This is a genomic window from Notoacmeibacter ruber (assembly GCF_003668555.1).
Lineage (GTDB): Bacteria > Pseudomonadota > Alphaproteobacteria > Rhizobiales > Rhizobiaceae > Notoacmeibacter > Notoacmeibacter ruber.
The window spans coordinates 2,809,051-2,834,370 of sequence record NZ_RCWN01000001.1 but is presented as its reverse complement, the minus strand read 5'-3'; the positions used below and the strand labels follow the sequence as shown (position 1 = coordinate 2,834,370).

At 60.5% G+C, this 25,320-nt stretch carries 25 protein-coding genes; 12 read left to right on the top strand and 13 right to left on the bottom strand.

Going from position 1 to position 25,320, the window contains the following annotated elements; genetic code table 11:
• Positions 1–750 carry a Bax inhibitor-1/YccA family protein gene (locus D8780_RS13615; RefSeq protein ID WP_121646093.1) on the bottom strand — a complete coding sequence of 250 codons (750 nt, stop codon included), beginning with the start codon at positions 748–750 and terminating at the stop codon, positions 1–3.
• Between the two features lie 111 nt (positions 751–861).
• On the opposite strand from D8780_RS13615, the gene D8780_RS13610 reads away from it, so the two are divergent.
• From D8780_RS13610 to D8780_RS13590, 5 genes are all read left to right on the top strand, one after another.
• Positions 862–1,383 carry a DUF4174 domain-containing protein gene (locus tag D8780_RS13610; RefSeq protein WP_147440324.1) on the top strand — a complete coding sequence of 174 codons (522 nt, stop codon included), beginning with the start codon at positions 862–864 and terminating at the stop codon, positions 1,381–1,383.
• Positions 1,384–1,496: 113 nt separating this feature from the next.
• Positions 1,497–1,691, top strand: a complete 195-nt coding sequence (locus D8780_RS13605; protein WP_121646091.1) for a hypothetical protein — start codon at positions 1,497–1,499, stop codon at positions 1,689–1,691.
• Between the two features lie 243 nt (positions 1,692–1,934).
• The gene (locus D8780_RS13600) at positions 1,935–2,969 is read left to right on the top strand and encodes an aspartate-semialdehyde dehydrogenase (RefSeq protein WP_121646090.1); all 1,035 of its coding nucleotides are present in this window, start codon (positions 1,935–1,937) and stop codon (positions 2,967–2,969) included.
• Between the two features lie 130 nt (positions 2,970–3,099).
• Entirely contained in the window at positions 3,100–4,299 is a 1,200-nt protein-coding gene (locus D8780_RS13595) for an acyl-CoA dehydrogenase family protein (RefSeq protein WP_121646089.1), read from the top strand.
• Positions 4,292–4,969 carry an SDR family NAD(P)-dependent oxidoreductase gene (locus D8780_RS13590; RefSeq protein ID WP_121646088.1) on the top strand — a complete coding sequence of 226 codons (678 nt, stop codon included), beginning with the start codon at positions 4,292–4,294 and terminating at the stop codon, positions 4,967–4,969. Before D8780_RS13595 ends, D8780_RS13590 begins: the two co-directional genes overlap by 8 nt.
• A 22-nt stretch (positions 4,970–4,991) precedes the next feature.
• On the opposite strand, the gene D8780_RS13585 is transcribed toward D8780_RS13590, so the two are convergent.
• Positions 4,992–7,061 carry a M3 family metallopeptidase gene (locus tag D8780_RS13585; RefSeq protein WP_121646575.1) on the bottom strand — a complete coding sequence of 690 codons (2,070 nt, stop codon included), beginning with the start codon at positions 7,059–7,061 and terminating at the stop codon, positions 4,992–4,994.
• Positions 7,062–7,206: 145 nt separating this feature from the next.
• On the opposite strand from D8780_RS13585, the gene D8780_RS13580 reads away from it, so the two are divergent.
• Both D8780_RS13580 and D8780_RS13575 read left to right on the top strand, forming a co-directional pair.
• Complete coding sequence (locus tag D8780_RS13580) at positions 7,207–7,692, top strand: MarR family winged helix-turn-helix transcriptional regulator (protein ID WP_121646087.1); 486 nt, start codon at positions 7,207–7,209, stop codon at positions 7,690–7,692.
• Positions 7,693–7,789: 97 nt separating this feature from the next.
• On the top strand, positions 7,790–9,043 hold the full coding sequence (locus D8780_RS13575; protein WP_121646574.1) for a multidrug effflux MFS transporter: 1,254 nt from the start codon (positions 7,790–7,792) through the stop codon (positions 9,041–9,043).
• Between the two features lie 18 nt (positions 9,044–9,061).
• Here the strand turns inward: D8780_RS13575 and D8780_RS13570 are convergent, their stop codons facing one another.
• The 3 genes from D8780_RS13570 to D8780_RS13560 all read right to left on the bottom strand — a co-directional run bounded on the left by D8780_RS13570 (position 9,062) and on the right by D8780_RS13560 (position 12,055).
• Complete coding sequence (locus tag D8780_RS13570; RefSeq protein WP_199699610.1) at positions 9,062–10,057, bottom strand: LLM class flavin-dependent oxidoreductase; 996 nt, start codon at positions 10,055–10,057, stop codon at positions 9,062–9,064.
• Between the two features lie 92 nt (positions 10,058–10,149).
• On the bottom strand, positions 10,150–10,812 hold the full coding sequence (gene bluB, locus D8780_RS13565) for a 5,6-dimethylbenzimidazole synthase (RefSeq protein WP_121646086.1): 663 nt from the start codon (positions 10,810–10,812) through the stop codon (positions 10,150–10,152).
• A gap of 13 nt (positions 10,813–10,825) precedes the next feature.
• On the bottom strand, positions 10,826–12,055 hold the full coding sequence (locus D8780_RS13560) for an argininosuccinate synthase (RefSeq protein ID WP_121646085.1): 1,230 nt from the start codon (positions 12,053–12,055) through the stop codon (positions 10,826–10,828).
• 379 nt (positions 12,056–12,434) lie between these two features.
• Here D8780_RS13560 and D8780_RS13555 point away from each other — a divergent pair, with 379 nt between their 5' ends.
• Entirely contained in the window at positions 12,435–12,941 is a 507-nt protein-coding gene (locus D8780_RS13555) for a GNAT family N-acetyltransferase (protein WP_158598516.1), read from the top strand.
• Positions 12,942–13,098: 157 nt separating this feature from the next.
• Positions 13,099–13,377: a hypothetical protein gene (locus D8780_RS13550; RefSeq protein WP_121646083.1), complete on the top strand. Its 279-nt coding sequence runs from the start codon at positions 13,099–13,101 to the stop codon at positions 13,375–13,377.
• On the opposite strand, the gene D8780_RS13545 is transcribed toward D8780_RS13550, so the two are convergent.
• The 6 genes from D8780_RS13545 to D8780_RS13520 all read right to left on the bottom strand — a co-directional run bounded on the left by D8780_RS13545 (position 13,369) and on the right by D8780_RS13520 (position 18,531).
• On the bottom strand, positions 13,369–15,039 hold the full coding sequence (locus tag D8780_RS13545) for a mechanosensitive ion channel family protein (RefSeq protein ID WP_158598515.1): 1,671 nt from the start codon (positions 15,037–15,039) through the stop codon (positions 13,369–13,371). The genes D8780_RS13550 and D8780_RS13545 overlap by 9 nt on opposite strands.
• Before the next feature lie 166 nt (positions 15,040–15,205).
• A complete protein-coding gene (locus tag D8780_RS13540; protein WP_121646081.1) occupies positions 15,206–15,610 on the bottom strand; it encodes a hypothetical protein in 405 nt (134 codons plus the stop codon).
• Positions 15,611–15,618: 8 nt separating this feature from the next.
• Entirely contained in the window at positions 15,619–16,869 is a 1,251-nt protein-coding gene (gene rlmN, locus D8780_RS13535) for a dual-specificity RNA methyltransferase RlmN (protein WP_121646080.1), read from the bottom strand.
• A 138-nt stretch (positions 16,870–17,007) separates the two neighbouring features.
• The gene (locus D8780_RS13530; protein ID WP_121646079.1) at positions 17,008–17,496 is read right to left on the bottom strand and encodes an invasion associated locus B family protein; all 489 of its coding nucleotides are present in this window, start codon (positions 17,494–17,496) and stop codon (positions 17,008–17,010) included.
• 243 nt (positions 17,497–17,739) lie between these two features.
• Complete coding sequence (locus tag D8780_RS13525) at positions 17,740–18,144, bottom strand: YkvA family protein (RefSeq protein ID WP_121646078.1); 405 nt, start codon at positions 18,142–18,144, stop codon at positions 17,740–17,742.
• An 84-nt stretch (positions 18,145–18,228) separates the two neighbouring features.
• Positions 18,229–18,531: a 4a-hydroxytetrahydrobiopterin dehydratase gene (locus D8780_RS13520; protein ID WP_121646077.1), complete on the bottom strand. Its 303-nt coding sequence runs from the start codon at positions 18,529–18,531 to the stop codon at positions 18,229–18,231.
• 277 nt (positions 18,532–18,808) lie between these two features.
• Here D8780_RS13520 and D8780_RS13515 point away from each other — a divergent pair, with 277 nt between their 5' ends.
• Positions 18,809–20,473 (top strand): BCCT family transporter, encoded by a 1,665-nt coding sequence (locus D8780_RS13515; RefSeq protein ID WP_121646572.1) that lies wholly within the window; start codon positions 18,809–18,811, stop codon positions 20,471–20,473.
• Between the two features lie 57 nt (positions 20,474–20,530).
• Here D8780_RS13515 and thpR read toward each other — a convergent pair whose 3' ends face one another.
• Both thpR and D8780_RS13505 read right to left on the bottom strand, forming a co-directional pair.
• Positions 20,531–21,118: an RNA 2',3'-cyclic phosphodiesterase gene (gene thpR, locus D8780_RS13510; protein ID WP_121646076.1), complete on the bottom strand. Its 588-nt coding sequence runs from the start codon at positions 21,116–21,118 to the stop codon at positions 20,531–20,533.
• A gap of 103 nt (positions 21,119–21,221) precedes the next feature.
• Entirely contained in the window at positions 21,222–21,884 is a 663-nt protein-coding gene (locus tag D8780_RS13505; protein WP_121646075.1) for an arylesterase, read from the bottom strand.
• A gap of 101 nt (positions 21,885–21,985) precedes the next feature.
• Between D8780_RS13505 and D8780_RS13500 the strand changes: the two genes are divergently transcribed.
• Together D8780_RS13500 and D8780_RS13495 are read left to right on the top strand one after the other, a co-directional pair.
• Positions 21,986–22,717, top strand: a complete 732-nt coding sequence (locus tag D8780_RS13500; protein ID WP_121646571.1) for an ABC transporter ATP-binding protein — start codon at positions 21,986–21,988, stop codon at positions 22,715–22,717.
• Entirely contained in the window at positions 22,714–25,278 is a 2,565-nt protein-coding gene (locus tag D8780_RS13495) for an ABC transporter permease (RefSeq protein WP_121646074.1), read from the top strand. The genes D8780_RS13500 and D8780_RS13495 overlap by 4 nt, the downstream gene beginning before the upstream one ends.
• The last annotated feature ends 42 nt before the right edge of the window (positions 25,279–25,320 follow it).

Genomic DNA, 25,320 nt, shown 5'->3' with positions numbered 1-25,320 from the left:
TTACTCGCGATTGCCGAGGAATTGAAGCATGAACATGAAGAGGTTGATGAAGTCGAGATAGAGCCGCAGCGCACCCATGATCGCCTTGCGACCGTAAACGACCTCGTCGTCACCCTCGTAATACATCTCCTTGATCTGCTGCGTGTCATAGGCGGTCAGACCAGCAAAGACGAGCACACCGATCACCGAGATCGCGAACTGAAGGGCGGACGAGCCGAGGAAGATGTTGACGATGGAGGCGATGATCAGGCCGAACACGCCCATGATCAGGAAGGAGCCCCAACCGGACAGGTCCTTCTTCGTGGTGTAGCCGAAGAGGCTGAGCGCACCGAAAGCCGATGCGGTGATGAAGAAGGTGCGGACGATGGATTCACCCGTAAACACCAGGAAGATCGTCGAGAGCGACGCACCCACAAGAGCAGCATAGAGCCAGAATGTGCCCTGCGCAGCCGCCACACTCATCTTGTGAATGCGGAACGACAGGAAGAAGACCATCGCCAGCGGTGCAAAGATCAGAACCCAGCGAAGAGGGGTGGTGTAGAGCGTGACGCCGATCTGGGTCAGCTGGCCGTTGTCGACAGCGACCGAGAAAAGGCCCCAGGCGACGGCACCGGTCAGCACCAGGCCAATCATCATCAGGTTGTAGACCTTGATCATATAGGACCGGAGGCCCTGATCAATCGACGCATCGGCTACCGCTCCGCCGCGGGCCGTCTGGTAGGTCTGAAAATTGCGGACAGGGTCAGCCATCGTGATCCTCTCATAAGCTGGCAGAAACCATCCGGAAGGCGTTGGCCTACCGGTTTGAGAGTAATATGCGCATTGGCAGAGCCCATAACAAGAGCGATTGCGAATCCTCTCGTGACCATCGTTAAGCGATCGCATGGCAGGCTTCTGCGCAAAGGCGCGCAACCGGATCGCTCCGATGCGCGTTATGCCGCCATGATCAGAACAGCATTTCTTCTCGCCGCCGGCTTTCTTGCCCTCGATACACTTTTGCCACCTGTCGCGGCCGCACAGCAGCGGCCCCTCGCTGGCATGAAGTGGGACAAGCGACCGCTTCTTATCTTCGCCCCCGACGATGATGGCGCGGCGACCCAATGGACGCTTCTTCAGCGGCAGATGGATGGCCTGAAGGATCGTGACATGACGGTTCTTGCCGTTACGGATCGCGTGGCGGCCAAACTGGGTTCGGCGCCATCGGGCGTATCCGCGGAGGATCTGCGGTCGTTCTACAACGTACCGAGCGAGCGCTATGAATCGATTCTTGTCGGAAAGGACGGGACGCGTAAGGCACTGTGGCGCGATCCGGTGGAGGCCGAGGCAATCTTTCGGATCATCGACGCCATGCCCATGCGCCAGCGCGAAATGGAAGGCCGCTAAGGCTTTGCAATTACGTAATAGCGCTTGATCGATATCAAATTCGCTCGTTTGGCCCCCTGCTAGACATCTTACCTAACGGCAAGTTGTAGCTCGTCGTGTCAGGAGGGTGAATCATGCTCAAGGTTACCGCGCTTATTCATGTCATAACCATGCCCGTCATGATGGGGATATTCGTTATCGCTGTCCTCAATATTCCGAGCTTATACGATGCGGTCGGAATTGTGGGCGCCGCCGCGATCGGCTTTCTCGTCGCTGTGCCGGTTAGCTGGTTCGTTGCGCGCCGGATCCAGTCGTCGCGCCTGCGCTAGACCGTCTCTCGGCTCTGCTCTTTTTTGACCCCGCTCTGTTGCCGGCCCTCCGATCGAGCGCCGGAAGCGGCGCATTGACACGAAAATGGCGCTGCGTCATAAGCGGCGCCATCATGATGACGCCGACCCATCTTACGTCGAAAACGACGACCACGTTCTGATCCCTCCTCCCGTGCCTTCCCGGGAGGGGAGGGACGGCGCATGTTCAGTATGGGAGGCGGAACAAGGATCGGATTTAAAATCATGGGTTTCAAGATCGCAGTGGCCGGGGCGACCGGCAATGTCGGCCGCGAAATGCTCGACATTCTCGAAGAGCGTGGATTTCCCGCCGATGAGGTGGTGCCGCTGGCCTCGCGCCGTTCTATTGGAACGGAAGTCTCCTATGGCGACAAGACGCTCAAGGTTCGCGCGCTGGAGGATCACGATTTCTCCGATACCGATCTTTGCCTGATGAGCGCCGGTGGCGATGTCTCCAAGAAGATGAGCCCCAAGATCGGCCAGCAGGGCTGCGTCGTGATCGATAATTCCTCAGCCTGGCGCTATGATTCCGAGGTGCCGCTGATCGTGCCGGAAGTGAACCCCGATGCGATAGAGGGCTTCCGCAAGAGGAACATCATCGCCAATCCGAACTGCTCGACCGCTCAGCTCGTGGTTGCCTTGAAGCCGCTCCATGACGCCGCGACGATTCAGCGCATCGTTGTCTCGACCTATCAGTCGGTGTCGGGCGCCGGCAAGGAAGGGATGGACGAGCTCTTCAACCAGAGCCGTGCGGTCTTCGTTTCCGATCCGATCGAATCCAAGAAGTTCACCAAGCGCATCGCCTTCAATGTCATCCCCCATATCGATAGCTTCATGGAAGATGGCTACACCAAGGAAGAGTGGAAGATCCTGGCCGAGACCAAGAAGATGCTCGACCCGAAGATCAAGGTGACTGCGACCGCCGTTCGCGTTCCGGTTTTCGTCGGCCACGCCGAAGCGGTAAATATCGAATTCGAGAAGCCGATTACGGCGGATGAAGCGCGTGAGATTCTGCGCGAAGCGCCAGGTTGCCTCGTCGTCGACAAGCCCGAGGATGGCGGTTACGTCACGCCGCATGAATGCGCTGGCGACGACGCAACCTTCATCTCCCGCATTCGCGAGGATGCGACCGTCGAGAACGGCCTTGCCATGTGGGTCGTCTCCGACAATCTTCGCAAGGGTGCCGCGCTGAACACGGTTCAGATCGCCGAACTGCTCGTCGCAAAGGGCCTGATCCAGCCGAAAAAGCAGGCGGCCTAGGCTTTCACATTCGACTCGTTTGCCAGGAGGCGGCGCGATGCTACGGCGTCACGCCGCCTCTTTGCGTCTATAACTGCACCCTTCCCATCGCTCGTGCGTTATTCCTCCACTGCTTCAGGAGGATGGCGCTATGAACAAGCATGTAAACGCCGATATTTCGGATCTCTGGCCAGGCGATTTCTATCGTCTCTGGGACACTCTTCCAGAAGAGGATCGGTCCCTCTTGAAACGTCTTCGCGCTTTCATGGAAACCGAGGTCGCGCCGATCGTGGATCAGCACTGGCGCGACGCGACCTTTCCTCATGACATCATTCCGAAACTTGGAGAACTCGACCTGATCGGTACGGCCTGGTCGGGCGAAGGCTTTCGCGATCAATCCTATCTTCTGGACGGGTTGATCGCTGTCGAGCTGACACGGATCGATCCCTCGATCGGCACGTTCGTGGGTGTGCAGGGGCCGCTTGCCGCCGCTTCCATCTATCATTGCGGATCGGACGAACAGAAAGCCGAATGGCTGCCGAAAATGCGCAATTTCGAACTGATCGGGAGTTTTGGCCTGACCGAACCTCAGGTCGGCTCGGCCATCAGCGAGGGCATGCTGACCACGGCCCGGCGCGAGGGGGATCAATGGGTCTTGAACGGCCAGAAGAAATGGATCGGCAATGCCTCCTTCGCCGATCTCAACGTCATATGGGCGCGCGACGAATCCGACAATCAGGTCAAGGCATTCGTGGTCGAGAAGGGGACGCCGGGTTTCGAGACCGAGGTGATTGCCGACAAGATCGCGCTGCGCATCGTTCAGAATGCGATCATCACGCTCAAGGATTGTCGTGTCTCCGAGGCCAATCGGCTGCCGGGGGCGAGAAGTTTCGAGGATACCGCCAAGGTGCTGCGGCTGTCGCGCGGATCGGTGGCCTGGCAGGCGGCTGGCTGCGCGCTCGGCGCCTTCGAGACGGCTCTCGCCTATACAAGAAAGCGTGAGCAGTTCGGGGAACCCGTCGCTTCGTTTCAGTTGATCCAGGAACATCTTGTCGAAATGCTCGGGGCCGTCACCGCTTCCCTGCTGATGTGCAAACGCCTCTCCGAATTGCAGGATGCGGGCGAGGACAGCGAAGAGCAGGCCTCCCTTGCAAAAGCCTTCTGTACCGCGCAGATGCGGCAAGCTGTCGCACGCGGCCGTGAAGCGCTCGGCGGCAATGGCATCCTTCTGGAGCACAAGGTCGCGCGGTTCTTCGCCGATGCCGAAGCGATCTACTCCTACGAAGGCAGCCGCGAGGTGCAGACACTGATCGTCGGGCGGGCGATTACCGGTGAAAGTGCCTTTGTCTGAGAAGAAAACGCTCCGAACACTGATCGTTGGCGCGTCGGGCGGTATCGGCTTGGCGCTTGCCGAACGATGCGCGCAGGATGGCGAGGTCCTGACATTATCGCGCACGGATGACGGTCTCGATATCACAGACGAAAGCTCAATCGAACGGGGCGTCGGCCGTGTCGATGGCGACTTCGACCGGATTTTCCTCGCCACCGGTATCCTGTCGGTCGAACCGGCAGGGCCTGAAAGACGGCTCGAAGAATGCAAACCCGAGAGCCTGGCATATCTGATGGCGGTCAACGCCATCGGCCCGCTTATGGTCCTCAAACATCTGAAGACGAAACTGGTTCGCGATACAACAGCGCGGATCGGCGTGCTTTCCGCCCGTGTCGGCTCGATCGGCGATAACCGGATCGGCGGATGGTACGGGTACCGGGCCTCAAAGGCGGCGCTCAACCAGTATCTGCGTTGCGCTGCGATTGAGTTGTCGCGAAGTCACAAGAGTCTCACGCTGGTGGCTCTGCATCCCGGAACCGTAGAGACACCTTTTACCGCCGCCTATCAGGGCCGCCATAAAACCGTCTTGCCGAGGGAGGCCGCGGCGAATCTCGTCCGCGTTCTGGATCGCCTTGCGACGGAGGACACGGGCGGCTTTTTCGATCAGCACGGCGAACCGATCGACTGGTGAGCCGCCCTGCGTTTCACGTGAATCACACTTCGCGTGAATTCTCTGTCAGAAGACCGCGCTTGCGCATCATGGCCTCGGGCTTCGGCATCTGCCCGCGAAACGCCGTGTAGAGCTTTTCGGGGTCGTCGCTGCCGCCTGCGGCATAGATGTTCTCGCGCAGTTTCCTTGCAATCTCGGGATTGAAGGGATCGCCCGTCTCGGTGAAGGCTTCGAACGCATCGGCGTCCAGGACCTCACTCCACATATAGGAATAGTAGCCGGCTGAATATCCATCGCCCGCGAAGATATGCTGGAAGTGGGGGCTCCGGTGGCGCATGGCGATCGCGTCCGGTTTGCCGAGCGCATCCATCGTCTGCGCTTCGAAGGCGAGGGGATCGTCCGCCGGCGCACCGTCGTGATATTTCATGTCCATCAGCGCCGAGGCAGTGAACTCGACCGTGGCAAAGCCCTGCCCGAAGCCCTGAGCAGCCTCCAGCTTCTCCATCAGCTCGGCGGGGATCGGTTCACCCGTACGCACATGGCGCAGGTGGCTCTGCATGATCTCGGGAACGGTCAACCAGTGTTCGTAGAGCTGGCTTGGAAGCTCAACGAAGTCGCGGCTGACCGAAGTGCCGGAGATCGATGGCCACGTCACCTCCGAGAGAAGACCGTGAAGCGCATGGCCGAATTCGTGGAAAAGCGTTCGTGCTTCATCCATCGACAGCAGGGCGGGCTGACCCTCTTTCGGCTTTGCGAAATTCATAACGTTGTAGATGATCGGTTTTTCGCCGCCATCGAGTTTATGAGCGCTCTGCAGCCGGCTCATCCATGCGCCCGAGCGCTTCGACGGGCGGTTGAAATAGTCGGCGAGAAAGAGGCCGCGTATCGCGCCGTCAGCATCATGGACTTCGAAGGCGCGAACGTCCGGGTGCCAGCCTTTCAGGTCACTCCGCTCGACCATCTGAAGCCCGAACAGGCGGCGCGCGACGTCGAAACAGGCCTCGATGACGCGTTCGAGCGCGAGATAGGGTTTCAGTTCTGCTTCATCGAAGGCGAACCGCTCCGTCCGCAGCCTTTCCTGCCAATAGCGCCAGTCGGCGCCGTCGATCTCTGCGTTCTGCCCCTCGGCCGAAGCGAGTTCGCCGAGGGCCTGGCGGTCATCTTCCGCGACGGCCTTTGCACGTTCCCAGACCGGTTCGAGCAGTTCCATGACACGGACCGGCGTCTTGGCCATCGTATTATCGAGCTTGAAGGCCGCGAATGTTTCGTAGCCGAGCAATTTCGCCCTTTCATCGCGCAAGCGAAGCGTCTCAGCGATGATCGGTGCATTGTCCGTTTCTTCAGAAAGGCTGCCCCGATTGGTGAAGGCCTTGTAAGCGGTCTCGCGAAATTCGGCCTTGCCGCAAGCCTGCATGAAGGGCTCGTAAAGCGAGCGGGAGAGGGTGACGACATAGCGGCCTTCATGGCCGCGTGACTGCGCCGCAGCCGCCATCGATTCAAGCAGATCGCTCGGCAAGCCGGCGACGTCTGCCTCGTCGAGGACCAGCTCCCATTCCGCTTCGTCCTTGAGCACGTTCTGACCGAATGCGGTGCCGAGTTCGGCCAGCCTGGCGCCAATCTCGGCGAACAGGGATCTGTCGTCGCCTTGCAGCTTCGCGCCGGCCCGGACGAACCCCTTCCAGGTCTTCTCAAGGACCTGGCCTGTCTCCCCATCGAGACCAAGCTCATCACGTTTTTCCCAAAGCGCATCGACACGGGCAAACAGCGCTTCGTTCATTGCGATACTGGAGAAATGGCGGCTCAGGGCAGGCGATATGGCTCGTTCGAGCGCCTGAATGTGTGGATTGGTGTCTGCCCCCGCCAGGGCGGAGAAGATAGCCAGGACACGCGACAGCGGTTCACCGGCCAATTCCATCGCCTTGAGCGTATTGTCGACGGACGGGGCCTCCTCATTGGTGGCGATCGCTTCGATCTCGCTTCGGTGCGCCGCCATCGCCGCGTCGAAGACCGGCTCGAAATCGGCCTGATCGATGGCAGCGAAGTCCGGCAGGCCGAGTTCCCCCGTCCAGTGCGTGAGTGGATGGGCGGCAAGATCGATGGAGGGGGCGGTCATGGAAAGTCCGTTCTGATGGAAGGTCGCCTCTTCATTTAGGTTGACGCACCGTCTTCGCAACAAGGCCATCGAGGATCTTGCGAGAAGGGAGGAGCATCGATATCTAGCAATTAATAAGCCAACCTTACGATAAGTATCTCTTACTATGTCATCTGCCACTGAGATCAATATTTTCGAGATCTTCGATCTTGTCCGTCTGTTCCGGCTTCGGTTCGAAGAGGAAATCGCCGCTTCCGACGTGGTTCTCACGCCGGCGGAAGCACGCTTGCTCAATGTGCTGGCGAAACATGGTCCATCCCGTCAGGCCGATATCGCGGAACGGCTGGCGATCGGCGCGATGAGCGTGACAGGCCTGATCGACCGGCTCGAAAAGGCCGGATTTGTGCGCCGTGAATCCGACCCTGACGACCGTCGCGCCAAACGTGTTCAATTGACCGAGGCCAGTACGCCGGTTCTAGAGCGGATTGACCAGGTAAAAGCGCTTTTACGGGGGCGCGCGGAAGCCGATATCGACCGGCACGACTACGCGATCTATGCGCAAGTGGTTCACAAGATGCGTGCCAATCTTCTCGCCCAAGAAAACGTTTCCATCTCGGCATCGGTCCCGAACGAGGAGAACACCGATGCTTGATCGAGACCAAAGCGAAATGCATATGGATCGTCGTGTCGCCTCCGCCTCCGGTAATGAGGGTACTCCGGAATCGACCGGTGTCGAAACCGGGCCGGTGATGAGCGAGCGGCGAGTCAGCCTCCTTGGCGCTCTCTTCGTGGCCATCGGGCCGATCTCGATGGCTCTCTATACGCCTGCCATGACACAGATCGTCGAGGCATTCGGCACGACCGAAGCCATGGTGAAATTGACGCTCACCCTTTATTTCGCCGGCTTTGCCGTGTCGCAACTGGTGGCCGGCCCGCTTTCCGATGCGCTCGGGCGGCGGCCCGTCACCATCATCTTCATGGCGATCTATTTTGCGGCCTCGCTCGCGGCGCTCTTTGCCCCATCCATCGGTTTCCTGATTGCCGCTCGGTTCGTGCAAGGCGTGGGCGCTTCGGCGGGACAGGCGATCGCCCGTGCGGTGGTCCGCGATCTTTTTACCCAGGACCAAAGCTCGCGGATCATGAATCTGATCGGCATCATTCTTGCCGTCGGCCCGGCGCTCGCGCCGACGATCGGCGGTTTGGTTCTGGAAGTCTCGACCTGGCAGGCGATCTTCTTTCTGATGGCGCTTCTTGGCCTGACCGTCATGGCCGGCGCGGTTTTCAGCCTGCGCGAAACCGTGGTTCCGGACAGGTCGCGCCTCAATCTCAGGGTGCTCGGTGGCTCCTACCTCTACCTGATCACCAATCGCCACTTTCTGACGACCAGCGGCGTGATCGGTGGAGCGGTGGGCGCTCTCTACACCCAAGCCACCTTCCTGCCCTTCATCCTGATGGACGATATCGGGCTGACGCCCAGCCAGTTCGGCCTTTCCATGCTGGTGCAGACCGGCAGCTTCTTCACAGGCTCGATTACGACGCGTTTTCTGATGCGCCGTTTCAGTGCCTATCAACTGGTGCCCTTTGGCCTGGGATTCATCGCCATCGGTTCGCTCGGGGTCTCTTTGCTGCTCTTTGAAGAGCCGAGCTTTCTGAAGGTCATGGTGCCGGTCGGATTCTACTCTTTTGGTATCGCCCTGGTCATGCCCGCCATGTTGACGGCGTCGCTTGCGCCATTTCCCCACATTGCCGGGGCCGCTTCCTCCCTGACGGGCTTCATGCAGATGGGCGCTGGCCTGCTGATGGGGTCAATCGGCGCGGCGCTGGGCGACCCCTTATTCGCGATGGGCCTTCTCATTCCGATCATGGGTGGCGCGGCCATCCTTTGCTACCTGGTCTACCGGAGCAATCCGCATTTGGCCGAGCCGGAGCCCCGTCACGACATGACGGTCGGCCCGCAATCGACAGGTCGGGCGCTTCGCGCCGAGACCAACAGAAACGACTGAGGCGGTTTGGCGGGCGTCTCAGGCGGCCTGAAGATGGCCGAGACAGGAGGATGCGATGCGGAACGAGTTCAGCCGCGCAGCATGATCGTGAATCTGGCCGGTCAGGATGACCTCATCGGGTTCATGCGCTGCGATCAGTTTGCTCAGTTGGTGTTCCACCGACTTGGCCGAACCCACCGCGGAGATACGCAGCGCTTCATCCACCATCTGACGCATTTGCGGTCCGATCTCGGCATCGATGTCCTCAACCGGACGGGGAAGGGGGCCGGGCTTGCCGGTGCGGAGATTGGCGAAAGCCTGCTGCATGGATGTCCGTAAATAGGCACCCTCCTCGTCGCTCTCGCCGGCAAAGACGTTGATCGCGAGCATGAAATGCGGCTTTTCCAGCGCCTCTGACGGCCGGAACGTCTCGCGATAGACCTCAGACGCCTGTTCGAGCGCAGCCGGCGCGAAGTGCGATGCAAAGGCGTAAGGCAGGCCAAGATGGGCGGCCAACTGGGCGCCGAACAGGCTGGAACCAAGAATCCAGACGGGCACATGGGTGCCGGCGCCGGGCACGGCGCGGACCCGCTGATCGGCGCTCGCATCGTCGAAATAACCCATGAGTTCGACGACATCCTGCGGGAAGTTGTCCGAGTTCTCGAGGCTGCGGCGCAGCGCCCTTGCCGTCATCATATCGGTACCGGGTGCCCGACCGAGGCCAAGATCGATCCTGTCCGGAAAGAGCGTCGCCAGCGTGCCGAACTGTTCGGCAACGACAAGCGGCGCATGGTTCGGGAGCATGATGCCGCCCGCACCGACACGGATGGTCCTGGTATGCGCCGCAACCTGTCCGATAACGATAGAGGTCGCCGCGCTGGCGATGCCGGTCATGTTATGATGCTCGGCGAGCCAGTAGCGCGTGTACGCCCATTCTTCGGCGTGTTTCGCCAGATCGAGCGTGTTGGCCAGTGCATCGGCGGGCGTCGCACCTTCCGGCACGGGCGACAGATCGAGGACGGAATAGGGAATCATGACGGGCTCCTTCGACCGTGAAGATGGGGTCGGGAGCGGGAATTTTCTATGGATAGACCGCCGCGATTTGCCCGGTATCGCGTGAAGGCCGTCTAGCGACGAATGATATCGGGAACCGTCCGATCCTGCCAGCCGCGCATTGCCAGTTCAGGTCTGTCGGTCTGCAAGGCCGGATACCCCACGCAGAGAATCGCGATCAGCGACCAGTCATCCGGCAAGTCGAGCAGACGGTTCACCGTTTGCGGCTCCACAATCGAAACCCACCCCACTCCGATTCCTTGCGTCCGGGCGGCAAGCCAGAATGTATGAATGGCCATGACGGTCGAATAGCGCAGCATTTCGGGCATGGTGGCGATGCCGAGACCATGGCCGGCGGCCGGCTTTTCGTCGGAATAGACCGCAAGGATCTCCGGCGCTTCGCGCAGGCCGTGCAGCTTGAGCGCACGATAGGCGGCGGCTCTTTCGGGGGCGTAGGCTTTCGCCGCGGCGCGGCTGGCGGCGTCCACGTGATCCGCCAATTGCTCGCGCAAGACGGGCGATGAGACGCAGACGAACCGCCATGGCTGGGCATTCCCGACCGACGGTGCAAGTGCGGTCGTCGCAATCAACCGCTCGAGAGCCCCATCAGGCAGCGCCTCGCCCGTAAAGTGCCGCACGTCGCGGCGCCAGGCGAGGAGGGTTTCGAACTCGGCCCTGAAATCCTCACCGAAGACGGGAGGGGCAGCGCTGTCCGACTTGCGTTCTGCGTGCGACACGGATCGCCTTTCGCTATCGATCCCGCTTGGCGAGGGTCCGAAGGCGCAGAGCGTTCAGCTTGATGAAGCCGGCGGCGTCCTTCTGGTCGTAAGCGCCCTGATCGTCTTCGAAGGTCACGAGTTCTTCGGAGTAGAGGCTTTTCGGCGACTTGCGGCCCGTGACGATCACGTTGCCCTTATAGAGCTTCAGTCGAACGTCGCCCTCGACATTCTCGGACGCCTTGTCGATGGCAGCTTGCAGCATTTCGCGCTCCGGGCTGAACCAGAAGCCATTATAGATCAGCTCCGCATAGCGCGGCATCAACTCGTCCTTGAGGTGCGCCGCACCGCGATCCAGCGTGATGCTCTCGATCGCGCGATGAGCGGCCAGCAGGATCGTGCCACCCGGCGTCTCGTAAACGCCGCGGCTCTTCATGCCGACGAAGCGGTTCTCGACCAGATCGATGCGGCCAATGCCATTGTCGCGAGCCAGATCGTTCAGTCTCGTCAGAATGGTCGCCGGCGAAAGCTCCTCGCCGTTGATGGAGACGGCGTCGCCCTTGCTGAAGCCGATCGTAATCTCGGTCGGCTCATCCGGTGCATCCATCGGGCTGATGGTGCGCATATGGACGTATTCGGGTGCTTCTTCCCATGGGTCTTCCAGCACTTTGCCCTCGGAGGACGAGTGCAGAAGATTGGCGTCGACCGAGAAGGGGGCTTCGCCGCGCTTGTCCTTCGGCACCGGGATCTGGTTCTTCTCGGCAAAATCCAGAAGATCCGTCCGGCTCTTGAATTCCCAGTCGCGCCAGGGGGCGATCACCTTGATGTCCGGGCTAAGCGCATAGGCGGAAAGCTCGAAGCGAACCTGGTCGTTGCCCTTGCCGGTCGCGCCGTGGGCAATCGCGTCGGCGCCGGTTTCCTTGGCGATTTCGACGAGTCGCTTTGAGATCAGGGGTCGGGCGATGGATGTGCCGAGCAGATAGGTCCCTTCATAGACCGTATTGGCGCGAAACATCGGGAAGACGAAGTCGCGCACGAATTCCTCGCGCAAATCCTCGATGTAGATTTCCTTGATGCCGAGCATCTCGGCCTTCTTGCGCGCGGGCTCGAGTTCGTCCCCCTGGCCCAGATCGGCGGTGAAGGTCACGACCTCGGCCCCGAGCTCGGTCTGCAGCCATTTCAGGATGATCGACGTGTCGAGACCGCCTGAATAGGCCAGTACAACCTTCTTGACGCCCTGCCATTTTTCGGCTGCTTCGCTCATATCCAATCCGTTCCGTTCAATCTTGTGTGGGACGCTGCGTTAGCGCAGCGCAAACTCTTTTGCGGCGCTTCTACAGCAGGGCGGGGAGCTCGAACAAGAACCGTCTTCCGTCTAAAAAGCCGCGTTGGCCGGAACGAGCCGCGTTTGGTGCGCGCTTGTCCACATTCTGCCATGCTGCAATGCAATAAATGCATTCCGACTCGTGGCACAAACCTCTATATGTGCGATGAATTTAGAGGGACACCCACCTTTTCCCGGATGAACCGGTCCGCAGCAAAGGTCGAAACCGATGTATCCGCAGCTATCCCAACTCGTTCATAAGATCTTGCGACATCCACATGCCGAGCGGCCGAAATCGGCCTCTTGGCAAACCACGGATGTGCGTCGCAAGACCGCAACCAAGAAGGGTCTGCCGGTGGTTCTTCGCTATGGCGGGCCGGACGATGCGGGGGCCTTGTCCGATTTTCATCGGCGCCAACGGCCCGAAGACCTTCATTTTCGTTTTCTGTCGTCGATGTCGACCGTCTCGCCCGAACGGATCGCCGAGATGCTGAATGGCGACCATGAGCACAAGACGATCATTCTGGCCTTTGACGAATTCGAAAATACGGTGCTCGGTTATGCACTCGTGGCGGGCGATAACAGATTCGACACCGCCGAGATTGCGCTGAGCGTCGATCCTAGCTTTCGGCGGAAGGGCATCGCCTCCCTTCTGGTTTTCGAGGCGGAGCGCTTTGCGGAAGCCCGTGGCTATCATGCCTCGCTTCTGGTCGGCTCGCGCCAGAATCGGGCCGTTATCGGCCTTGAGCGATCATTGGGCTACGAGGTGCGCACCGCGCCCGACGACGCGACGCTCTGCCTCGCCGAGCGGCCACTCTCCCATTGAACCACTGCATTTTCTGAGTTCGCGATATGACGGCCGCGACTTGCAGCAGCGCCGGCTGCGCTCTCAGGCACTTCGCACAAATTTTCCGAAATTTCGACGCAAAACGATATTTGTGGTAACGCTTGGGCGGGGCGCGATTCGATGAGGGGACCGCGAAGTGGACGTCCAAACGCAGTTAAGGCTATCGGCGCGTCGGTTCGATAGCGAAGAGACCATTCTTGATGCCTTGCGCGAGCTCTGCGAGGCCGGTGTCGATCCGGACGAGATGGAAAACCAGCTTGTCAGGCTGGGCCCGACCGATCTGGATATCTTGTCCACCGTGCTCAGCGATTTGCGTGAAGTCATGGCCGCAAATGATCACAAGGCTCCGGTGAGCGCCGCGGAATCGACGCCGTCCGGTCAAAAGCGCTATGGGCGGTTCGCCGCTTCAAGCTGACGGAGGCTTGTTTTCGCGAGCCGTCGATTCCGGCTTTCCGCCCAGGAAGTTCGCCGGGGCTCGGCTGTCGCGCGACAGATAGACTGTCTGGGACGGGAAGGCGAATTCGACGCCCTCACCCTGGACGGTGTTCATGACGCCCATCAGCAATTCCGTCTGATAATCGAAAAATTTCGGGATCGAGCGCGTCTCGATATAGACGAAGATCTCCATCGTCAGGCTGTCGGCACCGAAGTTCAGAAAACGGACTGCCGGATCGTCGTCCTGAATGGCGGGATGCTCCTTCAGATAGGCCTTGAGCGCCTGACGAACACGTTCGATCTCCTCGGCGGTCGTTTCGTAGCGCACGCCGAACTGATGGTGGAAAAGAAACCGCTCCTTCCGGGTAAAGTTCTCGATCTGCATGGATGAGAACGCGCCGTTCGGAATCGTGACGACGGTGTGTTCGAGCGTGCGCACGCGGGTCGAACGAATGCCGATATCCTCAACTGTGCCGAAGACGCCTTCGAACTGGCAGAGATCGCCGACGCGGATTGGCTGATCGACGACCAACATGACGGAGCCGACGAGGTTCTCGATCGTCTTCTGCGCGCCGAGCGCGAGGGCCAGACCACCGATACCGAGAGCAGCCAGGCCCGTACCCACATCGAAACCGAGCATGTCGAGAATCTGAAAGAGACCGATGAAGAGGGCGACGGCGTTGATAAGCCGCGTTATCAGCTTGGTGCCGGAGATGGCCGATGTCTTCTCGCGCCGCGTCATCGTATCGAGCAGACGGCGTGCAACGGCCGAGGTCACGATGAAGACGATCCAGACGAGGGAAAGGATCGCGATGATATCGTAAAGCTGGAAGGTCCATTGCCGGGCGATGACCGAAACGCCTAGGCCGAGACAGGCGAACCGAAAGAGGCCGTTGGAAAAGAGGAAGGCGAGTGGCACGCGGACGCGCCGCGCTTCGTCGCGCGTCTCCGCCGGCGCGCGCCGCAGCCATGTGTTGATCGCGAAGGCGGTCAGCGCCCAGGCCAGGCACCAGCCGATCAGAAAGGTTAGAAACGCCAGCACCGGCACCGCCGCCCAGTCGCCGGCTGGTATGCCAAGCAGTTCATAGCCTTTCAGGCTCGAAGGCGTATAGCGCTCGATCAGTGTGGCAACGGACTGGTTGGCCAGTTTGGGCAGCGCTTTCAGCGTTTCGTCAGCGACCACCCAAACGGCATGGCCGTCCTGCTGAATCCGCCGGACGAGAAGGGGTACATCGCCATCGGGGGAACTGATAATGCCGACCTGATCGAGATCGCCTTCCAGCCCGTCGCCGCTTGCACCTTCATTCGTGTTGTTGATCTCTGACACCGGCGCGAGGCGTCCGGAGCGGTCAAGAACAGTTCTCAACTGCTCTGCGAGTGTCTCAGCCCTGGCGGAGCCTGGTTCCACCTGTAGAAATCGTCCGGCCTGGATCGGATCGTTCTGGGCCATCGCCGCGAGATAGCCCTGCACCGTGCCTCGGGGGGTGGTGCGGCCGAATGCATCGGTGACCGTTTCCTCCTGTTCGGACGGTGGATTGCCGCTCATGTTCGGCAATTGTGCCAGAGCCGGTGCGGCAAGGCCGCTCAGGAGGATCAGGAGGCAGAGAAGCGGACGGAGAGCGTGAAAAAGGTATCGATGCATGGGTCCGGATTTCATCGGGATCGGTAAGCGCGGTACAACAATTGTGCGGTTTCGAAAGATCTGCCCGTAATACCGCTGATTGTGGCGCAGCTTTGCTGCCTTTTGCAACGCAGCAATATCGGGCTCTTAAAGTGCGAGGGAAAAGGTGAGGTAAAACACCGGACTTCTAAGCGCTTCGCCGGTCATACCAGCGGCCCGCATTGCGACCGGCGATCAGCCAGTAGGTCAGGCCGCCCAAAGCGGCTGAGGCGGCCAACGGGGCGGCGTCGACGACACCATCGGGCCCGAGGAAAGCTCCCAATATGCCGATGAGTATGGCCAGTACCACATAGATCAGCCAGCTCTGCCATTGGCGCCATTCCGCAATCACGACGATCGGCAGCCACGCCTTCAGAACGAAAGTGCCGAAGACCGGCAGCATGGTGAAGAAAAAGACGAGCGCGCTGAAGCCCTCGACGAACTCATTGCCTTCGCCAACGATGGCAAAAAGAACCGTAACCGCAGCGGTCGCCACGATGGTGGCGAGACCATAACCAAAGCCGATGGCAAGGAGGCGGAAGACGGCTCGCATCAGGTCCGTCAGTCGGCGCCGTGGCCCGCGACCATCAGCCCCTCGAGCTTCAGGCGTTCGGCCTTGCGCATACGTTCACTCTCGCTCTTGAGCTGGCCGCAGGCTGCCAGAATATCGCGACCGCGTGGTGTGCGGATGGGTGAGGCATACCCGGCGGCGTTGAGAAAATCGGCGAAAGCTTCAATCTGCTCCCATTCGGAACACTCATAGGAACTGCCCGGCCAGGGATTGAAGGGGATCAAGTTGACCTTCGCTGGGACGCCCTTCAGGAGTTTAACCAGATCGCGGGCGTCCGCCATGCTGTCGTTTACGCCCTTGATCATCACATATTCGAAGGTGATGCGGCGCGCATTGGAGAGGCCCGGATAGGCGCGGCACGCCTCCATCAGCTTTTCCAGCGGATACTTCTTGTTGATCGGCACGAGAACGTCGCGCAATTCGTCATTACAGGCGTGCAGGCTGATCGCCAGCATGACGCCGATCTCTTCGCCGGTACGGTAGATTTCCGGAACCACACCAGAGGTGGATAGTGTGATGCGGCGCTTGCTGAGCGACAGGCCTTCACCATCCGAGGCGATCAGAAGCGCCTTCTTCACGGCCTCGAAATTGTAGAGGGGCTCGCCCATCCCCATCATGACGATATTGGTGACCTTACGACCTTCCGCCGGCACGATGCCGCCGGCAGGCGTATCCTTTTCAGGGAAGTCACCAAGGCGGTCGCGGGCCGTCAGAAGCTGGGAGAGGATTTCTTCGGCGGTAAGATTGCGCACCAGACGCTGCGTACCGGTGTGGCAGAAGGAGCAGGTCAGCGTGCAGCCCACCTGGGAGGATATGCACAGCGTGCCGCGGTCCTCTTCGGGGATATAGACCGTCTCGACCTCCACCGGCCGGCCTGCACCACGGGCGGGAAAGCGAAACAGCCATTTGCGCGTACCATCTTCGGAGATTCGCTCTTCGACGATCTCGGGACGTGAAATGGTATAGCGCTCGGCCAGTTTGGTCCGCAGATCCTTGCTGACATTCGACATGTCGGAGAAATCCGAAACCCCCCGCACATAGAGCCAGTGCCAGAGCTGGCTGACCCGCATCCGTCTCTGGCGCTCGGGCACTCCCACCTCGCCAAGGGCAGCGGCCATCTCATCGCGGTTCATGCCGATCAGCGCCGGCTTTTCGGCCGTCGCGGCGCGTGCCGAGGCAACCACGGGCGCGGCAAGATCCTCTCGCGTTTTCGGATCGGTCAGGTCGATGGAAACGGCCATGATGAGAATGTCCGGTCGGTTTCGGGCTGCATCGGGAGTGGTGTACACATACGGATCGCCCGCCGAACGTGCAAGGTAAGCACGTTCGAAGCGGGCGAAAAGCTATCGTATTGGCGGCCAGCCGTGCCGTTCAGGCGATCAGCAGCCGGAGAAGCCGTCGATCGTCGCCGTCACGCCGGAGAGCGAGAAGGTGTAGCTGGTGTCGTTGCCGCGACCGGACTGTGCACGGACCGTCATATCGGACCCGGCCTTCATGGCGGCGACGAGCGCATCGGACTGGCTGGAATCAGCAAGCCAGGCGCGGTTTCCTTCGGCGAACATGTCGAAGCTCTTGCCGCCGACGCTCACGGTGACCGTGTTCTTTTCGTTCATGGAATAGCCGGCAACGAACTGCGGCGACACCTTGTCGTCATCCTTCATCACCATGAAGAAATTGTCGCCGTGATTGAGGCTGGGAGGCTGTTTCGTCTTTGCAAGAGTGGCGCCAAAACAGGTGCCGCCTTCCTGCGCCTGATAGAGAGACCAATCATTGTTGGCCTTGACCAGTTTGGCCTGGGCGAAAGCCGGCCCGGCCATGAAGCTGGCGATAAGAAAGGCGGCGATCGCTTTTCCGGTTCGGCTCGACATGGTTTTCGAAACCCTTTCATCGCATGAGAACAGGCCTCAAAATCAAGGCCTCGTCGGTTGCAGCCAGTTTCGCGCCGTCACGGTTAAGTTTGCGTGAAGCCTGGGAATTTCCGTGGCCGGTCTTCCGCTTCGATCTGGCTGCCCCGTCGTTGCGAAGCACTCAAACGCGGCAAATTCGGCAATTCTTTGGCTGCCACTCCGAGCAGGGGCGGATTGTACGAGAACGGGACGGCCGAAAGCCGTTCAGGCCGGCCCGGCTTCTGCCTGCTCCACATCGATATCTTCATCCGCCAAAGCCTTTCGGGCCGCGGCGTAGTGCGCCTCTGTCATATGCCCGCGAATGGTGGATATCGCATACATCAGCACTGCCATGTCGTCGGTGAAACCGATGCCAAGGATGATATCGGGAAGGAAGTCGAACGGTAGAATGAAATAGGCGAGGGCGGCAAGAAGTATGCCGCGCGCCTTGATCGGCACGTGGGGATCGAGAGCACAGTAATAGGCCGCAACCAGATCCTCGATAAAGGGAATCTGCCGGGCGACACGCTTCAGCTTGGTCCAGAAGGAACGGCGCACGCGATCCTCTCGCTCGGCCCGTTCCCTATCGGAGACGGGCGCAAGAATATTCTCGATCCTGGATTTCTCCATGTCAGTCCTCCAGCCGGCGACCGGCCTTTTCCACGATGGTTCATAAATGGGTCGTGTGATCGGAGCCTGCAACATTCAACGATGTTATTGCTTCCCGGACGCCTTGGACTCGATGATACGCGCCAGTTCGATATCGCGTTCTGTCACGCCGCCCGCATCATGGGTCGTGAGCTGAATATCGACCGTATTGTAACTGTTTGACCAGTCCGGATGGTGGTTGAGCCGTTCAGCGTCGTCCGCGACATCGTTCATGAATGCCATGGCGGCCCTGAAGTCTTTGAAACGAAAGCTCTTCGCGATCGCGTCGCCCGAAGATGCAACCTCCCATCCTGGCAACCAGTCCGCCAGTGCCTTCTTCAGCGCATCGCCCTTCATCACGTCCGTCATACGATGTTCCCTCCATATTTACTGGAGAAGGCGTGAAAGGTTCAATCGTTCCGGCCGGCATAAAAAGAGACTGCGCGACAAACCTTTGAAGGCTCTCGAACACTGTTCGGAAAGACGCGCCGCCATGAAGAAAATATAGAGTTTGATCATCTGCGTTCGAATATTCTGCTCACTCGTTAAATTGCTATCTTTCGGCGGATGTGTTTTCGTTCTCATCACTGCATTTGGCAGGCATGAGGAGTAGGGCGTGACGCAGCAGGACCATGAGCTTGAAGCGATGCATCAGGATGCATCCTTCTCGCCCGATACCATCACCTATGAAACGGATTACGAACTCGGGCAGGACAATATCCGACCCTTCGGGCTGGATATTCACAATCCCGTCTTCGTGATCTCCGCCATGGCGATCGTTGTCTTCGTGGTGGTCTCGCTTCTCAATCAGGAGGCCTCCGCGGAACTGTTCGGCTGGCTGCGTCCATGGCTCACCAGTACGTTCGACTGGTTCCTGATGATCGCAGTGAACATCATTTTCGTGTTCTGCCTGGTGGTCGCGGTCTCGCCGCTCGGAAAAGTCACGATCGGCGGCGAGGGCGCATCACCCGATTATAATTATCCCTCCTGGATCGCCATGCTGTTCTCTGCCGGGATGGGGATCGGCCTTCTGTTCTTCTCCGTGCTGGAGCCGATGTACTACTCCTTGCCGGAGCTGGAATCGCTGCCGCTTGGAATCAATCCCATCGCAGCGGATGGCACGATCGGCAATATGGGCCTCGCCGGCACCGTCTTTCACTGGGGCTTTTCCGCCTGGGCCGTCTATGTCGTCGTTGCGCTCAGCCTGGCCGTCTTCTGCTACAATCTGGGCCTTCCGCTTACACTGCGGTCGGCGTTCTACCCAGTGCTGGGGGAGCGTGTCTGGGGCTGGTGGGGCCATGCCATCGATATTCTGGCCGTCTTTGCCACGCTTTTTGGCCTGACAACGACGCTCGGCCTCGGCGCCCAGCAGATCGCAGCCGGCCTGACCGACGTTTTCGGTATGGAGATAGGGCAGGGCGGGGTCGTCATTCTCATTCTCATCATCACGGCGGTGGCGCTCGGATCGGTGCTGCTCGGCATGGATGCGGGCGTGAAACGACTGGCAGAGATTAATATGTGGCTGGCGCTCGCCCTCTTCTTCTTCGTGCTGTTCGTCGGACCGACCCTTACCCTTCTTGGTCGCTTCGGTGGCACCATGGTGGATTACGTCGTCAATTTCATTCCACTGTCCAACCCGTTCGGTCGCGAGGATACCGGCTACATGCATGGGTGGACGACCTTCTACTGGGCGTGGTGGATCGCTTGGTCGCCCTTTGTCGGCATGTTCATCGCGCGTGTTTCGCGCGGCCGGTCCGTCCGCGAGTTCATCATCTGCGTTCTGGTTCTTCCGTCGCTCGTCTGCGCGCTGTGGATGAGCGTTTTCGGAGGCATGGCGCTGGAACAGCTTGCCGCAGGCTATGAAGGCGCCAAGGAGGTTGTTGTCGCCTATCGGCCCGAACTCTCGTTTTTCCGTATGATCGACCAGTTCCCGCTCTACAGCATCGTTGCGCCGATCTGCCTGATCCTGATCGTGGTGTTCTTCGTAACGTCCTCGGATTCGGGCTCTCTCGTGATCGATACGATCACGGCCGGCGGCAAGATGGATGCACCGGTCGCTCAGCGCGTCTTCTGGTGCACCTTCGAAGGTCTTGTTGCTATCGCACTGCTTCTCGGTGGCGGGTTGAACGCATTGCAAGGCGCCGCCGTCTCCATGGGTATTCCCTTTACCGTCGTGGTGGTTGCAATGTGCTGGTGTCTCTTCCTGGCGCTACGGGCTGAACACAAAAAGCTCGGCATGGTGGCCGGCGAGGACGCGACCACGCCCCATCCGGTGCGTCACGACGAAGCGCCGCGCGGTGAGCACTGGTAAAAACCTATAAGCGGCGGCCCGTCTGACGAGCCGCCGCTTTCGATTCTGCACCAATAGTCAGGCGCTGAAGGCATCCTCATAGGAGGCGGATCGTTGGCTCTTTTCCGGGTTTGTCGTCAGCGCCCAGCTTTCTTCCACGACGTACGGGCCGCCGCCGACGCTGTCTCGCGAACTCATCAGGACAAAGCGTGAGACCGGGAACGGTAAGGTCCGAAAGCCGCCGCGACCTGCCAGCCAACGGGCCAGTTCCCGGTTGTCGGGATTGCGGAGCCGGGCGAGCGTCACATGCGGCGTGAATTTGCGCTTGTCGGACGGCAGGCCCAACCGCTTCGCCCGGCGATCGATATCGGCGGCAAGCTCGCTCAGAGGCACCGAGGGCCAGACCCCTGCGTAGAGGGAATGCGGTTTCTTGCTGCCGAAGGCGTGAATCCCGTCGAGTTCCAGCGTGAAAGCCGCGCGTCTGATCTGATCGAGTGATTCGACGATCTGATCGGCCACATGACCTTCGACGTCGCCGAAGAAGCGCAGAGTAATGTGGAAGTTTTCCGGATCGATCCAGCGGGCACCATGCAGCCCGCCCTGAACGAGGGTTAGGCTGCGTGCCGCGTCCTGCGGCACTTCGAGGGCGGCGAACAGACGCGGCATGGCGGTCTCCTTTTTCACCTCGGTAAGCCTAGCCGATCATCATTTTGAAAACACGGCAAGCGGGCAAAAGGCTTGTCCCCGGCTCTATGATGAGAGCACGAGTCTAGTCCGATCGCCCGTCGATGGTGTCGATGGCCTCCGTCACAACCGGCAAAACGTTTTCGACCATGGTGGAAACGCCAGCGGGATTCGGGTGCATGCCGTCATCGAGAAGCCGGTCGCGATTTGCTGCGACGCCCTCGAGAAAGAAGGGGACGAGGGGTATCTCGTATTCTTCCGCCAGTGTCGGATAGATTGATTCGAACTTCTCGACATATCCGGCGCCTAGTTGCGGGGCCGCGCGCATTCCGAAAAGGATCGCGGCGATTTCCCGCTCGGTGAGGCGCGCAAGAATCGCATCCAGATTGGCCTTCGCATTCTCCGGCGGTAACCCGCGCAGCATATCGTTGGCACCGAGTTCGACGAGAACGAGGTCGGTATCGTCCGGCACGGTCCAGTCGAGGCGCGCCTTGCCGCCGCTTGTCGTGTCTCCGGAAACGGCACCATTCGCTACCTCGGCCTCGTAGCCTTTTTCCCGGAGGGCGGCTTCGAGCCGCGGCGCGAAACCTTCATCCGGGCCAAGCTGGTAGCCCGCCATGAGGCTGTCGCCAAATGCCACGATCTTGACCGGATCGGCCGATGCAGGCGTGCCGATGGTCAGGCCGACAACCAATGCAAGAAGCGAAAAAACAGATGTTCCGCCGTTCGACCAATGTTTGAAGGCCATTGATGCGTTCCCATATGCGAGGGGCGAGCTGGCTTGCAGCCGCGCGTGCTACCAAAAATTGCATATAGGAAGCCTCAACCTTGAGCCCCACCCCTGCACATCTGTCTGGTCCTTCCGCTCCGAGCCGGAGCGGGACCGGTGATCTCGCTGTCGATCTCTCCGATGTCAGCCTGACGCTTGGAAGCGGGGCATCTGCCGTCACTGTGCTGAACGATGTCGGCCTTTCCATTCGGGCAGGCGAATCACTTGGCATTGTGGGCCCCTCGGGCTCGGGAAAGACGACGCTGCTGATGGTCATGAGCGGTCTCGAACGGGTCGACCGGGGCCGGGTCCTGATCGCCGGAACCGACATTACGGATCTTGCCGAAGACGATATGGCGCGGTTTCGGGGCCGCCATGTCGGAATCGTATTCCAGAGTTTTCATCTGGTGCCGAACATGACCGCACTGGAGAATGTGGCTGTGCCGCTGGAACTGGCGGGCCGCCACGACGCCTTCGAGATCGCGGACCGCGAATTGCGAGCCGTGGGTCTCGCCGACCGTATCCGCCACCGGCCGAGCCAGCTTTCGGGCGGGGAGCAGCAGCGGGTCGCCATTGCCCGGGCGCTAGCGCCTACGCCGAGCCTTCTCATTGCCGACGAGCCGACCGGCAATCTCGATCAGGAAACGGGCCGGCATGTGGCCGACCTGTTGTTCCAGCGCGCTGAAGAGGCTGGCACCACGCTGGTTCTCGTGACGCATGATCCGGCATTGGCGGGGCGCTGTGACAGAACCGTTGCCATGCGTTCGGGCCATATTGAGGCGGCCGAAGCAAACGGGCGGCGGTCGGCATGAAGGCCATCGCCGATCTGCGCCTTGCTTGCCGGTTCGCGTTACGCGAATTGCGCGGCGGACTTTCCGGCTTCTTCATCTTCGTTGCCTGCATCGCGCTTGGGACGGCGGCGATTGGCGGGGTCAACGCACTTTCGGCAGCGATCCAGGATTCACTCTCATCGGAGGGGCGTACGATCCTCGGGGGCGATCTGCGGTTCGAACTCAATCAACGCGAAGCCACAGATGAGGAGAGAGCCTTTCTTGCCGATCAAGGCGAGGTTGCCGAATCGGCCGTGCTGCGGTCCATGGCCCGCGTGCCGGATGGCTCAGATCAGACGCTGGTCGAGGTCAAGGCGGTGGACGGCAACTGGCCCCTTGTCGGCTCGGTCGATTACGAGGCAATTGAAGAAGGGGCTTTAGCGAGCCTTCTGGCCGAGGACGGTGGTGTTTACGGCGCGCTTGTGCCCGATCTGCTGCTGCAACGGCTCGGTCTGTCGGTCGGCGACGAGATCGCTCTTGGCACGGGACGGTTCCGTATAGCGGGGCGGCTTCTGACAGAACCGGATGCGGCGTCCGAGGGCTTTGCGTTTGCGCCGCGTTTCCTGACGTCGCTCGACGGGCTGCGCGCCTCCGGCCTCCTTCTGCCCGGTGCTTTGACGGAATGGCAATATCGGCTGAAATTGCCTGGCAACACTTCGCAAAGCGATATCGACGCAGTCCGAGAGGCCGCAGAAGAGCGTTTTCCCGAAGCCGGATGGTCGATACGGGACCGCGACCGGGCAGCGCCGGGCCTTGCCCGAAACATCGATCGTTTCAGCCAGTTCCTCACATTGGTGGGGCTGACCGCGCTTGTTGTGGGAGGGGTAGGTGTTGCCAATGCCGTGCGCGCCCATGTGAACGGTCGCCGGGCGGTGATCGCTACCTTGCGCAGTCTCGGCGCGTCGGGCGGTTTCGTCTTCCGTGTCTATCTCATCCAGATCATGATCATTGCCGCGTTCGGCGTGGCCATCGGATGCATTCTTGCGGCATTGATCCCGCCGGTCGCCGGTCTGTTTCTCGCGGGGCTGCTTCCCGTGAGCATATCAGGCGGCCTCCAATGGCTGCCCCTGGCAAATGCCGCGCTGTGCGGATTCCTCGTGACAGCGGTGTTCGCCATCCCAGCCCTTGGTCTGAGTGCGAGGGTGCGGCCGGCCGATCTCTTTCGCGATGCGGCGGGCGGCGCGCTATCCGGGCGCCCCGAGCTTCGATATCTCGTGGCGGCCGGCATTCTGGCCCTTCTTCTTGCGGGCCTCGCCCTTCTGATTGCAGGCAACCAGACGGTGGCGCTGACCTTCATGGGAGGGGTTCTCTTTGCCTTTCTGGTGCTGCGCCTCGTCGGAACATTGCTGCAATGGCTGGCAAGGCACGCGCCGACCGTTCGCTCCACGCCGCTTCGCCTCGCGATCGGCAATATCCACCGGCCCGGCGCGCTGACGCCTTCGGTCGTGCTGGCACTCGGTCTCGGCCTGACACTGCTTGTCGCTATCGGCTCTATCGACACCAATCTGCGCCGCCAGATCTCCGGCTCCCTGCCGGAAATCGCCCCAAACTTCTTCTTCCTGGACGTGCAGAACGATCAGATCGATGAGTTCCGTTCGATCATCGCTGAGACTGCACCGGATGGCGAACTGAATGCGGTGCCGATGTTGCGCGGCAGGATCGCACTCATAAACGATGTCGAGGCGCAGGAATGGGCTGACCGCCACGCCGAAGGCGGCGAATGGGTACTGCGCGGCGATCGGGGCCTGACCTATTCGCCAACCCTTCCCGAGAATTCCTCTCTCGTAGAGGGCGAATGGTGGGCGGAGGACCATTCCGGAGAACCGCTTGTCAGCTTCGCTGAGGAGGAAGGGCGCGAACTCGGCCTGTCGGTTGGCGACAGTGTGACGATCAATGTTCTTGGCCGCGACGTCACGGCGCGGATCGCCAATTTCCGGCGTGTCGAGTGGGAGAGTCTTTCGATCAATTTTGTCATGGTCTTCTCACCGAACGCTCTTGCCGGCGCGCCGCATGGCTGGCTGGCGACCCTCACCGATCCCAGCGCTTCTGCCGAAGAAGAGGCCGCTGTCGTTCGGGCGGTCACAAATGCCTTGCCGACGGTCACGACGATTGCGGTCCGAGACGCCATCACCTTGGTCGACCGGCTTGTCGGACAATTGGCCACTGCCATTCGTGCAGCGGCGGCGGTGGCGCTCATCGCGTCCGTTCTGGTTCTCGCAGGCGCGCTTGCTGCCGGACAGGCGGCACGACGGCGCGATGCCACCGTTCTGAAAATGCTCGGCGCAACACGGGGTACGCTCATCACGGCGTTCGCGTCCGAATATGCGCTGATCGGTCTGGCCACGGCGATTTTTGCGCTGGCCGCGGGCGGCGCTGCGGCGGCCTACGTCATCTCCGGTCTGATGGAGCTTCCTTTCAGCTTCGATCCGGCCCTGGCGCTCATCATCATCGTCGCCGCGCTCGTATTGACGGTCGGCTTCGGTCTCCTGGGCACCTGGCGCATTCTCGGTGAAAAAGCGGCTCCCGCACTGCGCAATCTCTGATCCGGTTCGACCTTTGTTTTTTCGGTTGGCAAAAGAAAACGC